The 13,437-nt window shown below is 66.0% G+C and carries 11 protein-coding genes; 7 read left to right on the top strand and 4 right to left on the bottom strand.

Going from position 1 to position 13,437, the window contains the following annotated elements:
* Positions 1-38: 38 nt before the first annotated feature.
* Entirely contained in the window at positions 39-1,832 is a 1,794-nt protein-coding gene (gene atzF, locus QOU61_RS03695; protein WP_289656784.1) for an allophanate hydrolase, read from the bottom strand.
* A gap of 308 nt (positions 1,833-2,140) precedes the next feature.
* Here atzF and QOU61_RS03700 point away from each other — a divergent pair, with 308 nt between their 5' ends.
* The gene (locus tag QOU61_RS03700) at positions 2,141-4,003 is read left to right on the top strand and encodes a feruloyl-CoA synthase (RefSeq protein ID WP_289656785.1); all 1,863 of its coding nucleotides are present in this window, start codon (positions 2,141-2,143) and stop codon (positions 4,001-4,003) included.
* Between the two features lie 137 nt (positions 4,004-4,140).
* Here QOU61_RS03700 and QOU61_RS03705 read toward each other — a convergent pair whose 3' ends face one another.
* Both QOU61_RS03705 and QOU61_RS03710 read right to left on the bottom strand, forming a co-directional pair.
* A complete protein-coding gene (locus QOU61_RS03705; protein ID WP_289656786.1) occupies positions 4,141-5,418 on the bottom strand; it encodes an NAD(P)/FAD-dependent oxidoreductase in 1,278 nt (425 codons plus the stop codon).
* Positions 5,419-5,527: 109 nt separating this feature from the next.
* Entirely contained in the window at positions 5,528-6,964 is a 1,437-nt protein-coding gene (locus tag QOU61_RS03710; RefSeq protein ID WP_289656787.1) for an MFS transporter, read from the bottom strand.
* A 164-nt stretch (positions 6,965-7,128) separates the two neighbouring features.
* Between QOU61_RS03710 and QOU61_RS03715 the strand changes: the two genes are divergently transcribed.
* Both QOU61_RS03715 and QOU61_RS03720 read left to right on the top strand, forming a co-directional pair.
* Complete coding sequence (locus QOU61_RS03715) at positions 7,129-7,437, top strand: hypothetical protein (protein ID WP_289656788.1); 309 nt, start codon at positions 7,129-7,131, stop codon at positions 7,435-7,437.
* Between the two features lie 60 nt (positions 7,438-7,497).
* Positions 7,498-8,331 carry a sigma-70 family RNA polymerase sigma factor gene (locus tag QOU61_RS03720; RefSeq protein WP_502877008.1) on the top strand — a complete coding sequence of 278 codons (834 nt, stop codon included), beginning with the start codon at positions 7,498-7,500 and terminating at the stop codon, positions 8,329-8,331.
* On the opposite strand, the gene QOU61_RS03725 is transcribed toward QOU61_RS03720, so the two are convergent.
* A complete protein-coding gene (locus QOU61_RS03725; RefSeq protein WP_289656790.1) occupies positions 8,319-9,068 on the bottom strand; it encodes a GntR family transcriptional regulator in 750 nt (249 codons plus the stop codon). The genes QOU61_RS03720 and QOU61_RS03725 overlap by 13 nt on opposite strands.
* 114 nt (positions 9,069-9,182) lie before the next feature.
* Between QOU61_RS03725 and QOU61_RS03730 the strand changes: the two genes are divergently transcribed.
* The 4 genes from QOU61_RS03730 (at position 9,183) to QOU61_RS03745 (ending at position 13,436) form a co-directional block, all read left to right on the top strand.
* Positions 9,183-10,346, top strand: coding sequence for a cupin domain-containing protein (locus tag QOU61_RS03730; RefSeq protein ID WP_289656791.1), 1,164 nt, complete (start codon positions 9,183-9,185; stop codon positions 10,344-10,346).
* A gap of 10 nt (positions 10,347-10,356) precedes the next feature.
* Complete coding sequence (locus QOU61_RS03735) at positions 10,357-11,268, top strand: fumarylacetoacetate hydrolase family protein (RefSeq protein ID WP_289656792.1); 912 nt, start codon at positions 10,357-10,359, stop codon at positions 11,266-11,268.
* 38 nt (positions 11,269-11,306) lie between these two features.
* A complete protein-coding gene (locus QOU61_RS03740; RefSeq protein WP_354142507.1) occupies positions 11,307-11,981 on the top strand; it encodes a flavin reductase family protein in 675 nt (224 codons plus the stop codon).
* A 282-nt stretch (positions 11,982-12,263) separates the two neighbouring features.
* Complete coding sequence (locus tag QOU61_RS03745) at positions 12,264-13,436, top strand: ABC transporter substrate-binding protein (protein ID WP_289656793.1); 1,173 nt, start codon at positions 12,264-12,266, stop codon at positions 13,434-13,436.
* The last annotated feature ends 1 nt before the right edge of the window (position 13,437 follow it).

The raw sequence follows: 13,437 nt of genomic DNA on the forward strand, positions 1-13,437 counted from the left end.
TCCGAGACGCGCAAAAATGCGCTCCTCACCATGAGGCGCTATTCCGCCGCCTGTGCCATGAAGGCACGCCAGCCGCCAAAGGCCGATATGTCGCGCGCGCCTTCGAGCGCGGCGGGCTCGGCGAGAAAGCCCTTCACGCTGTGGCCGTCGGCGAGCCTGATGGTGCCGATCGAAAGCGGCGGCGGGATCGCGGCGACGAAGCGGCCGAATGCGTCGGCCGACAGCGACCACACTTCCAGCGCGATCGCCGCGCCACGGCCGGCCTCGATGCGCACCATGCCGGGCTTCGGCGGTGTCGTCGACAGCGCGAAGAGCCGGTAGTCCGGCGCGGTCGCGGTCTCCTCCAGCAATCTTGCGCCGAGCGCGCGCAATTCGCCGTTGAGCGCCATGCCGGAAAGATGCGCGCCGACCACGGCGATCGGGATTTCGTTCGCCTCGGCGCTCTCGCTTACATCCGCAAGCGGCGGCTGCGGCTGGCCCGTGGCGCCGAGCGCAAGCCCGCTGCCGGCGTGGAAGACGCGGCCGATGCTCGCAAGCATGGCGTCGCGTCCGCCCGGCGCCAGCAGCGTGATGCCGAAGGGGATGCCGTCGGAGCGCATTGCTGACGGCAGCGCGAGGCCGCAGAGGTCGAGCAGGTTGACGAAGTTGGTGTAGGTGCCGAGCCGGCTGTTGAGCTCGATCGGGTTGGCGAGCACCTGCGCGGTCGAATAGACGGTGGGCGCGGTCGGCAGCACCATCGCATCGATCTCGGCGAAGGTGCGCGCGGCGACCTGGCGCAGCGCCTGTAGCCGGTAGAGCGCGGCAAAGGTATCGGCGGCGCTGATCCGGCTGCCGGCAACCGTGATCTCGCGCGTCACCGGGTGGATCGCTTCGGGAGCGGAGGCGAGCAGATCGCGGATTACGAGGTAGCGCTCGGCGACCCAGGGCCCCTCGTAGAGCAGCCGCGCGGTCTCGTAGAAGGGCTCGAGATCGAAGGCGACGAGTTCGGCGCCGAGCGACCTCAAGCGCTCGATCGCCTCGCCATAGGCTGCCTCCGACTTCGTGTCGCCGAAGAAGAGCAACTGGCCGTTGCGGGGAATGCCGAGCCTGGGCTTGTTCGGCAGCGCCGTGAGATAGCCAAGCGGCCGGTCGCGCGAAAACGGATCGGCGGCATCGGGCGCCGCCATCGCCTCCAGCGCGAGCATCGCGTCGTCGACCGTGAGCGAGAAGAGCGAGACGCAGTCGAGTGTGCGGCAGGCCGGCACCACGCCCGTGGTGGAGACCAGCCCGAGGCTCGGCTTCAGCCCGACGATATTGTTGAGCATCGCCGGCACGCGGCCCGAGCCGGCGGTGTCGGTGCCGAGCGACAGCGGCACCAGCCCTGCGGCAACCGCGACGGCCGAGCCCGAACTCGATCCGCCCGGAATGAGATCGGCGCGAACAGGGTTTTTCGGAATGCCGTAGGGCGAGCGCACGCCGACGAGCCCGGTCGCGAACTGGTCGAGATTGGTCTTGCCGATGATGATGGCGCCCGCCGCGCGCAGCCGCGCCACCGCGGTCGCATCGCGCGCGGGCCGGTAGGAGAAGGCGGGGCAGGCCGCGGTGGTTGGCAGGCCCGCGACGTCGATATTGTCCTTCACCGCGACCGGCACGCCGAACAGCGGCAGCGATGCCGCCTTTGTGCCGGAGAGCGCCTCGGCTTCGGCGAGCACTTCCTTCTCGTCGCGCAAGGCGATGAAGATGGCGGGATCGCCATGCGCTAGGATGCGCCGATAGCTGCGCGCCATCGTCTCGGCCGGCGAGGTGGCCCCTGCACGATGGGCGGCGACGATCGCGGCGACGGTTTCGGTCAAGGCGTGCCTCTTGGCTGGCCGGAGGGTTCAACGGGCCTCGGGCGACAAATTCTAGCCCGTTTCGCTGCAAGCGATGTGCCATTGTGTACAGGATCGATGCTGGCCGGAACGCCGATCAAGCCAAATAATATCAATGGCTTGGCTCAGCACTGACGAGCCGTGCGGAGATTTCCGGCCGCGCGCTGCCAACTTTTTGAGCAGCACCGGCAAGAGCGTCGCAGGCGCGCGACAGGCGTTGCCGCGCTGCGCGGTTCTCGCGTAGAGAGCAAAAGGCCCTTCAACGAAAGCGGCCTTCGCGAGGAAACCCCATGACCCCTGTCGCCGCGGCCCACGACGATTCCGCCGTGCTGTTCGCCAAGCCCGATATATCGGCCGAGCATCGTCCTGACGGCAGCACCGTCGTCCGATCCCGGACGCCGCTGCGCGCCCACGCGCGCTGCGCCGGCGACTGGCTGGAGCATTGGGCGCGGCGCACGCCGGACAAGGTCTTTCTCGCCGAGCGCGCAAGTGTCGATGCGCCCTGGACGACGGTTTCCTATGCGGATGCGATGCGCCGGGTGCGGTCGCTCGGTGCCTGGATGCTCGCGCAGGGCCTGAGCGCCGATCATCCGCTCGCGATCCTTTCCGACAACAGCATCGATCACGCGCTGCTGACGCTTGCCGCGATGCATGTCGGCGTGCCGGCTGCCGCGATCTCGCCGGCCTATTCGCTGATGTCCAAAGATTTCGACAAGCTGAAGAGCATGATCCGCCTGCTCGAGCCCGGCGCGATCTATGTGTCGAGCGTGACGTCATTTGCAGCGGCGCTCGCCGCGATCGCACCGCTGCATGCGGCGAAGCTCGTCAGCGGCGATGCGCAGGACGCCGAGGCGATTTCGTTCGCGGCGATTGCGGCAACGTCGGAGACGCCTGAGGTCGAAACAGCCTTCGCACGCGTGACGCCGGACACGATCGCAAAATTCCTGTTCACCTCGGGTTCGACCGGCACGCCGAAGGCTGTGATCAACACGCAGCGCATGCTGACCTCGAGCCAGGAGGCCAAGGCACAGACCTGGGCCTTCCTCGAAAACGCGGGCGACGCGCTCGTGATCCTCGACTGGCTGCCCTGGAGCCACACGTTTGGCGCCAACCACAATTTCAATCTGGTGCTGCGCAACGGCGGCACGCTCTACATCGACGGCGGCAAGCCGGCGCCGGGGCTGTTCGCGACCTCGCTCGCCAATCTCCGCAGCATCCGCCCGACGATCTATTTCAACGTGCCGCGCGGCTTCGACATGCTGATCGCAGCGTTGCGCGAGGACGAGGACCTTCGCCGCAAATTCTTCACCGAGGTGAGGCTTGCGTTCTATGCCGGCGCGGCGCTGCCGCAGAACCTCTGGGACGCGCTCAACGAGCTCTCGCACAAGACCATCGGCCGCGCGCTGCCGATGGTCTCGGCCTGGGGTTCGACTGAAACCTCGCCGCTCGCGACCGACTGCCACTTCCAGGCCGAACGCTCGGGCAATATCGGCGTGCCCATCCCCGGCACCGAGCTGAAGCTCGTGCGCGCCGGCGACAAGCTCGAGGTGCGCGTGCGCGGCCCCAACATCACGCCCGGCTACTGGAAGGCGGCCGAGCTCACGGCGCAGGCCTTCGACGAGGAAGGATTTTACCGGATCGGCGATGCCGTGAAGTTTGCCGATCCGGCGCGGCCGGAACTTGGCTTGTTCTTCGACGGCCGCGTCGCGGAGGATTTCAAGCTCAGTTCGGGAACCTGGGTCAATGTCGGCAGCCTTCGCGTCGCCGGCATCGCCGCGCTCGCGCCGCTGGCGCAGGACATCGTGGTCGCCGGCCATGGCGGCGATGCCGTGCATTTCCTGATCTTTCCGAACCTGGCGGCCTGCCGCGCGCATGCAGGTCTTGCCGAGCAGGCGGATGTTCGCGCGGTGATCGCGCATCCAAAAGTGCGCGACGCGATCGCGCAGGGGCTCGCGGGTCTGAAGGCGCGGGCTCCGCATTCGTCCGCTCACGCCACGCGCGCGCTGCTGCTTGCCGAGCCTCCGTCGGTCGATGGCGGCGAGATCACGGACAAGGGCTACATCAACCAGCGCGCGGTGCTGACGCGCCGTTCCGAGGCGGTGGCGCGGCTCTGTGATGACGCGTCAAGCGAATGGATCGGCTGCGCCAGCTGAGCTGGTCATGGCCGAGCTTGTGCCGGGCATCCACGCCTATGCCCGCATCAAGAAAGAAGTGGATGGCCGGGACATAGGCGAGCGGAAGCGACGCCGTCCTCGGGACGGCCATGCCCGACCATGACGAAACGTGAAGCTCACTTCGTCACCTTGCTGCTGCCCTGCGTGATCAGGCGCGCGGCGCGCTGGTCGCGCAGATAGATCCAGAGCCAGCTCAGTGCGACGCTCAACCGATGGCGAAGGCCGATCAGGAAATAGATGTGGGCGATGCCCCAGATCCACCAGGCGAGCGCGCCGCGCAGCTTGATGCGGCCGAAATCGATCACCGCCTGCCGCTTGCCGATCTGGGCCAGGCTGCCGGCGTGGCTGTAGCGGAACGGCGGCAGCTTTTCGCCGCGCAGCCGCGCCTTGATCACCGCCGCGACATAGCGGCCCTCCTGCTTGGCCGCCGGCGCAATTCCGGGCACCGGCTTGCCGTTCCAGGCGTCGATCGTCACGGTGTCGCCGACGGCGAAAATGTCGGGATGGCCGGGCACGGTCAGATCAGGCTCGACCTGCACGCGCCCGGCGCGGTCGGCCGGCGCATCGAGCCATTCCGCCGCCGGCGAGGCGCGCACGCCGGCGGCCCAGATGATGGTCCGTGCCTCCAGCTTTTGGCCGCCATAGACCACGCCGTCGGCGCTGCATTCGGTGACCGGCTTGCCCAGCACGACCTCGACGCCGATCTTTTCCAGCGATTTCTGGGCATAGGTCGCAAGGTCATCGTCGAAGCCGGCGAGCACGCGCGGGCCGGCCTCGATCAGCACGACGCGCGCCTTCTGCGTGTCGATATTGCGGAAGTCGGGCCGCAGCGTGTGCTGCGCCAGTTCTGCAATGGTGCCGGCGAGCTCGACGCCGGTCGGTCCTGCGCCGATGATGACGAAGGTCAACAGCGCGGCGCGGCGCTCGGGATCACTCTCGCGCTCGGCGCGCTCGAAGGCGACGAGGATGCGCCGTCGCAGCGTGGTGGCATCCTCCAGTGTCTTCAGGCCCGGCGCGAACGGCTCCCACTCGTCATGGCCGAAATAGGCGTGGCGGGCGCCGGTGGCGAGCACCAGCGTATCGTAGGCGAGCGAATCGCCGTCATCGAACAGCACCCGCTTGCCAGCCGCATCGACACCGCAGACGGTGGCGAACAGCGTCGTTACCTCTCGCCGGCCGCGCAGGAGGTAGCGCACCGGCCAGGCGATCTCGGAGGTGGCGAGCGAGGCGGTCGCGACCTGATATAGCAGCGGCTGGAACAAATGGTGGTTGCGGCGGTCGATCACGGTGATCTTCACCGGCGCGCCGGCAAGGCCGAAGGCCGTTTCGAGGCCGCCGAAACCGGCGCCGACGATGACCACGTGATGGGGATTTGCCGGCGCCGTCGTTGTCATGAGAACCCGTGTCGCTGTTCTGATCGCTCCGTCCATGGATTATGTAGTCCTCCGCACCCGGGAACCAAGCAGCAATTTCCGATCGGGCGATCGCGAATGCCGATCGCCGTCAGGCCTGTTGCGGCTTTGGCAGGTCCTTGGGCTGATCGGCGGGCCTGGGCTGAACGGCGACCGGCTGACGCGCCGGAATGAAGCAGCCGGCCAGTGCCGCAAGCAGCGAGAGCGCCGCCGCGACGCTCATCGCCGCGGCGAATCCGGAACCGAAATGAGCGCCCGAGTCGGTGGCGCCGTTCGCGGAGAATACCGCAACCAATAGCGCAATGCCGAACAGGCCGCCGAGGAAGCGGCCCATGTTGAAGATGCCAGATGCCTTGCCCATCTCGGTCAGCGCGACCGCGCCGAGCACGGCGTTCTGCGCCGCGGGCATTGCCACGGAGACGCCGACGCCGGCGACAACGAGCGGCACGATCATGGCGGGATAGCTGGCGCCTGCCGTTACCTCCATCGCGATCCAGCCGAGTCCGGCGGCCTGCATCACGAGCCCCGCGACCACCAGCCGGCGTTCACCGAGCTTCTGCACCATCGCGCCGGCGATCGGGGCGGTCAGGAACAGCGTCGACGTCCATGGCAAGAGGCGCAGTCCCGCGCCAAGCGGGCCGAAGCCGAGCGCGCCTTGCAAATATTGCGGCAACAGGAACAGTACGCCGTACATCGCGGCATAAAACAGCAGGCTTGCGGCAATGCCTGAGGCGAAGGGGCGGGACGCGAACAGCCGCATCGGGATCATCGGCGCGGCTGCGCGCGTCTCGTAGGCGACAAAGGCCAACGTAAACAGCACGCCGGCGGCGAGCGCGCCGATCACTTCCGTGCTCGCCCAGCCGATCGGGTTGCCGCGGATCAGGCCCCAGACCAGCGCCAGCGCCGCGACCGCAACCAGCGAGAGGCCGATCATGTCGAGCTTCGCCGGAGGCCCGAAGCTTTCCTGCACACGGCGCAGGACAAACCCGATCAGCAACGCGCCGATCGGTAGGTTGATCCAGAAGATGGCGCGCCAGCCTATGGCCTCGGTCAAGAAACCGCCGACCGCGGGGCCGATGATCAGGGCGCACCCGGTGATGCCGCTGAAAATGCCGAGCGCGCGGGCGCGCTCTTCCTTCGCGAAGGCGCCGCTCAGGATCGCCATCGCGAGCGGCATCACCAGCGCCGCGCCGGCGCCTTGCGCGGCGCGGCTTGCGATCAGCCAAACCGCGGTCTGTGCCAAAGCGCAGGCAACGGATGCAAGGACGAACAATGCAATTCCAACCGCAAACATGCGCCGGCGGCCGAACCGGTCGCCGACGGCCGCCCCGGTCAGCAGCAGCACCGCGAAGGTCAGGTTGAAGGCGTTGACCGCCCATTGCAGCGTTTCGACGGACGAGCCGAGCTCGGCGCGAATGGAGGCAAAGGCCGTGGTGATGACCATCGCATCCAGCGCCATCATGAAGGAGGCAGCCGAGGTCAAGCCCAGCACCCAGTTTTTGGCCGTTCGATCGTTGGTTCCTTGCATCGCCGCTCTCCGCGTCCATGACGGAGCGCGCCAGCCGCGCCCCTTTGTGATGAGACGAAGCGGATGGCACTGGGGATTCGGCCAAAGATTTTTTGTTTTCCGACGAATCCTTTCGCCGGTGTCGAACGTCTTGGAGGCGAGATCACAAGCCGATGGAGACGACGATGAGGCGCACCTTGATCCGCTACAAGACCAAACCCGAGGCCTCCGACCGCAATGCCGCGCTGATTGCGGCCGTATTTGCCGAACTAAAGGCTGCCAAGCCGGACGGCGTGCGCTATCTTTCGCTGCGGCTCGAGGACGATACCTTCATCCACATTGTCGAGACCGACGCCGAGGACGGAACCAGCCCGATACCGAAGCTCGCGGCATTTGCCGCGTTCCAGGATGGCATCCGTGATCGCTGCGCCGAGCCTCCGCTGGTACGCGCGGTGGGCATCGTCGGAAACTACCGCATGTTCAATGAGCCGTGAGGACGAGTGTCGCCGGTGCCCGTTTCAAATACAGACGATATCGAGCCGCTCCTGATCACGATGCGGCCGAGGCTGCATCGCTATTGCGCGCGCATGGTCGGCTCGGTCATCGACGGCGAGGACGTGCTGCAGGACGCGCTGATCAAGGTCGTCGAGGCGCGGCCGGCGGCAGGCGCCATCGAGAACCCGGAAGGCTGGCTGTTTCGGATCGCGCACAACACGGCGCTGGATTTCCTGCGCCGCCGCAGCCGGCTCGAGGCGCTCCGCTCGGACGAGGAGGTCGAGATGGTCGCCGATCACCTCGATGATGTCGCAAGCCGCGAGATCGCAAGCGCAAGCCTGCGCACCTTCATGCGCCTGCCTGTCGCCCAGCGCGCCAGCGTGATCCTGATGGATGTGCTCGGCTGCTCGCTGCTGGAGATCTGCGAGATCATGGACTATTCGCTGCCGGCGGCGAAAGCAGCCTTGCATCGCGGGCGGGCGCAACTGCGTGAGTTGGCGGAGGAGGCGGACGATGCGCCGCGTCCTGCGCTGTCGGAGGCCGATCGCGCACGGCTGTCAGCCTATGTCGCCTCCTTCAACGCGCGCGATTTCGACGCCATCCGCGCCATGATCGCCGACGACGTCAGGCTCGACCTCGTCAGCAAGACGCGCCTGCGGGGCAGGGACGAAGTGTCGTCGCGCTATCTCGGAAACTATTCCAGGGCCAGCGACTGGCACCTGGTTCCGGGGATGGTGGAAGACCGCCCGGCCATCCTGGTGTTCGATCCGGATGATCCCAACGGGGGGCCGAAATATTTCATGCTGCTGTCCTGGGAGGCCGGCAAGGTCGCGACCATCAGGGATTTTCGCCACGCCCCCTACATCGTCGAGAGCGCCGACTATCGCGTCTGAGGAGAAGCAGCCGGCGGCCAGTCCAGCGAAGCCTCGATGACCAGAGCCGTCCGCCGGTAGTGCTCGGCCAGGTGACGAACCGCGGCTTCGCTTCGGCGCAGCGTGGCGTCCATGATCTCCTGATGCTCGGCGGATACGTCGCGCCGCTGCTTGCCCGGGGCCCGGCCGATCAGGCTCGGCAGCCGATAGCGCTGCGTCTCGACATAAAGCTGGTCGGCAAGCTCGAGCAGGCGCGGCGATCCGCAATCGGCGATCAGCGCCCGATGGAAATGATGATGCCGCTCCTCCATCGCGAATATGTCGGCGGCATCGAGCTTGCCCGCGCTTCGCGACTGCCGTTCGACCTGCAGCGTCAGCGCATGGAAGGCGGCGACAATGCCGGCCTCCCAGTCGTCGTCGCCGTCGCGCATCGAGCGGCGCAGCGCCTCGCTTTCGATCAGGATGCGGGTTTCGGTCGCATCCCTCATCTCCTCGCGCGACAGCGGCGCGACGGAAAAGCCGCGCAGCGCCGTCGAGAGCACCAGCCGCTCGGACTGCAGCCGCATCAAGGCCTCGCGCAGCGGCGAAAAGCTGAACCCGTAGCGCTGGCGCAGCGCTTCCAGCCGCAATGGCTTCCCGGCATCCAGGTTGCCTGCGACGATGTCGGCGCGCAAACGTTGATAGGCCGCTTCGCCCAGGGTCGCGGGCTCCGCCGTTCCCTCGCTGCCGATCCGGCGCTCTCCTGCCGCGTTTGCCACTGCCTGACCCCCTGCCTCATGCCATGTTCGATAGAAGTGATTTCTTTCGAAAATTTTGCCTTGCGTCGTCTATATAACTTATTTTATATGTCGGGACAATATCGGGAGAGGGCCATGGCAACAGGGCGCCAGGAAAAAAAGCAGGAAAAAAAGCAGGAAAAAAATCGGGAGAACCATCGGGAGAACGTTGCCGGGCGGGCCAATGTCGAGGACACCCCGGAGCTGCTCGCCTATTACGACGAGCTGGAAAATCTGGACGCGGGCGCGCTTTGGACCGTCGCCAACAAGATCGAGCCCTGGCAGCCTAAATCGTCGTCCGTTCCGGTGCTCTGGCGTTACCAGGACCTGCGCGCGCATGTGCTGCGCTCGGTCGGGCTGGTGTCGCCGGAAAAGGCCGGCCGGCGCGTCATCTATCTCAACAATCCCGGACGCCGCGAGCACGCGGCCGCGGTGGGCTGGCTCTATTCGGGCCTGCAGGTGATGCATCCGGGCGAGGTCGCGTCCGCCCACGCCCATTCCGCCTCGGCGCTGCGCTTCATCATGGAAGGCGAGGGCGCCTACACCATCGTCGACGGGCATAAGCTTACCCTTGGCGCCAACGATTTCGTGCTGACGCCGAACGGCACCTGGCACGAGCATGGCGTTGCCAGCGACGGCACGCCCTGCATCTGGCAGGACGGCCTCGACATTCCCCTGGTGAATGCGCTGGAGGCCAACTTCTACGCCGTTCATCCCAACATGCAGCAGGACGTCGGCTATCCCGTCGACGACATGGCGCACAGCTGGGGCAATCCGGGCCTGCGGCCGGCGGGCGAGCAATGGACGCGCGGATATTCGCCGCTTTTGAAATACGAGTGGGCGCCGACCTACGAGGCGCTCGAGCGTTACGCCAAATCGACCGACGGTTCGCCCTATGACGGCGTGCTGATGAACTATGTGAACCCGGCGACCGGCGGACCCGTGATGCAGACGATCGGCGCATCGATGCAGATGCTGCGGCCGGGCGAGGCCACGCGCGCCCATCGCCACACCGGCAGCTTCATCTACCAGGTCGCCAAGGGCGCCGGCTACTCGATCATCGACGGCAAGCGTTTCGACTGGAAGGAGCGCGACATCTTCTGCGTTCCGTCCTGGGCCTGGCATGAGCACGCCAACGCCTCGGCAAGCGAGGACGCCTGCCTGTTCACCTTCAACGATCTCCCGGTCATGCAGTCGCTCGGGCTGTACCGGGAGGAAGCGTTCGGCGACAACGAAGGGCGCCAGCCGCTCGCATCCTAGGAATCGAACAATGCGTCTCGTTACCTACCGTGGCAACGTCGAGGCCGCGGCCCGCCTCGGTGCCGTCGTCGGCGATCTGGTCGTGGATGTCGAAGACATCGGCGCGCACGCCGGTATCTCGCTTCCCCACTCGATGCTCGACTTCATCGATCTGGGATTGCCCGCGCGCGCGGCACTGAAGAAAGTCCTCGACGATTGCAGCGGCAGCTGGCCGGTCGGCGCCGCGCTGCCGCTTGCGAATGTCAGGCTGCTCGCGCCGATTCCGCGCCCGCGCAAGAACATCTTCGGCATCGGGCTGAACTATGTCGAGCACGTCGCGGAATCCTCGCGCACGCTGGATACCGCAAAGGAATTGCCGAAGCAGCCGGTGATTTTTTCCAAGCCGCCGACCAGCGTGATCGGTCCCGACGACGCCATCCAGCACGACCGCAAAGTCACCCAGCAGCTCGACTGGGAAGTCGAGCTTGCAGTCGTGATGGGACGAACCGCGCGCAAGGTGCCGGAAGCGGACGCGCTCGACTTCGTGTTCGGCTATAGCGTGATGATCGACGTCTCGGCGCGCGACAATCGCCGCGCCGGCCAGTGGATCTATTCCAAGGGACAGGACACCTACGCGCCGTTCGGTCCGTGCATCGTCACGGCAGACGAGATTGCCGATCCGCACGGCCTCGATCTCTGGCTCACGGTCAATGGCGTCGAGAAGCAACGCTCCAACACGCGCCACATGCTGTTCAAGGTGCCGCTGCTGATCTCCGACATCTCGGCCGCGATCACGCTGGAAGCGGGCGACATCATCGCCACTGGCACGCCCGATGGCGTGGGCGCCGGGCGAAACCCGCAGGAATGGCTCTGGCCGGGCGACGTCGTGGAGGCGGAAGTGACCGGGATCGGCCGGCTGCGCCATCCCGTTGTGGCCATCTGAAGCGCGCCACGGCGCAACACGATCGAAAAGAGGGGCATGTGGGGTCAGCTTTGTTCTTCGACATGGAAGCCCTTGAGGCGCAAAGCCGCTACAAGATCCTCACCGCGACCGTGACGCCGCGTCCGATCGCCTGGGTGACGACACGTTCCGAAAAAGGCGTCGTCAACGCGGCCCCGTTCTCGTTCTTCAACGTGCTGGGGCACGAGCCGCCGACGGTCGCGCTCGGGCTTCTCGCGGGCGAGGGCCGTTTCAAGGATACCGCGGCCAACATTCTCGAGACCGGCGAGTTCGTGGTGAACCTCGTTTCCGAGGCGAATGCCGAGGCCATGAACGTCACCTGCATCGATGCGCCTTCCGATGTCGATGAACTCACGCTCGCCGGCCTGACCGCTGTTGCCTCGCGCGCGATAGGTGCGCCGCGGATCGCGGAATCGCCGGTGTCGTTCGAGTGCCGCGTTCTGGCGTCGCTGGTGACCGGGCCGCGCCAGACCATGGTCGTCGGGCGCGTCATTGGTGCGCATATCGACGGGGCGCTCGTTCAGGACCGGGAACGCTGCTACATCGACACGAAGGCGTTGCGCTTGATCGCCCGCATGCATGGCAGCGGCTGGTACGCCCGCAGCACGGATCTGTTTCAGATGGACCGGCCGAAATGGGCCGACTGGCAGCGCGATGGTTCGACGGACCAGCCTCAGCCGGGTCCGCCGTCGTGAACGCGATCGCAAATGACGGGTGGGGAAGCTCATGGAGCAGGCGCGCACGGCCCGCTGCTGCGACATCAGGCGCCCGAAAAACCGGCACTATATTTCTTGCCATTCTCGCTTCTGGCGAACTATGGTGCAGGCGTCTTCAGCGACATGGGCCGAAGGTTCTAAGCCGGACCATCGCTTCATGCTTGCTGCGGAGCTGAGATTTCGCGCACAAAACGGCAAGTCCAACGGGCAGTTATCCCGGCCGGACAGGTTGGGTTGAGGTAACGAGGAGGGGAAACCAAGATGAGGACGGCATTCTGGCTGGCGGGCGCAACCGCTCTGGCGCTGGCGGGGCCCGCATGGGCGGGCGACACCATCAAGATCGGCTTTGTCTCGACCTTCAGCGGGCCGACCGCGGTCATCGGCAACGACATGCGCAATTCCTTCGAGCTCGCGCTCGACCATCTCGGTCGCAAGATGGGCGGCAAGCCGGTCGAGGTGATCTACGAGGACGACCAGCAGAAGCCCGACGTCGGCAAGCAGAAGACCGAGAAGCTGGTGCAGTCCGACAAGGTGGATTTCATCGCCGGCTACATCTGGTCGAACGTGCTCTTGGCCTCGCTGAAAACAGCGGTCGACTCGCAGACCTTCCTGATCTCGGCCAATGCCGGGCCGTCGCAGCTCGCGGGCGAACTGTGCTCGCCTTACGTGTTCTCGACCTCCTGGCAGAACGACCAGACGCCGCAGGCCGTTGGCCTCTACATGAACCAGAAGGGCGTGAAGTCGGTGTTCCTGATCGGCCCGAACTATGCCGCGGGCAAGGACATGCTCGCCGGGCTCAAGAGCACCTTCAAGGGCCAGGTGGTCGGCGAGGAATATACGGTCTGGCCGAGCCAGCTCGACTTTTCCGCCGAGCTGACGAAAGCGCGCAACTCGGGCGCGGAGTCGATCTTCGTGTTCTATCCGGGTGCTGCCGGCGTGCAGTTCCTCAACCAGTACGTCCAGGCCGGCATCAAGGAGAAGATGCCGCTCTACACCGCCTTCACCATCGACGAATTGTCGCTGCCGCTGCAGAAGGAAAACGCGCTCGGCGTTCCCGGCGCCCAGGAGTGGGTCAACGACCTGCCGAATGACCAGAACAAGAAGTTCGTCGCGGACTACCGCAAGAAATATCCGGGACTGCGCCCGACCTATTACGGCGCGCAGGCCTATGACGCGGCGCAGCTCATCGACAGCGCGGTGATCGCGGTCAAGGGCGATACCTCCAAGAAGGACGCGATGAAGGCCGAGATGGAGAAGGCCAACTTCAAGTCGCTGCGCGGTCCGTTCAAGTTCGGCAACAACCACATCCCGATCCAGAACTTCTACCTGCAGGACGTGGTCAAGGATGCCGACGGCCAGCTCTCGCTGAAGACGGTCGCCACCATCGTCAAGGACGATCAGGACCGCTTCCACGACAAATGCCCGATGAAGTAGT

Origin of the sequence: Bradyrhizobium sp. NP1, from assembly GCF_030378205.1 — a bacterium.
Classification (GTDB): Bacteria; Pseudomonadota; Alphaproteobacteria; order Rhizobiales; family Xanthobacteraceae; genus Bradyrhizobium.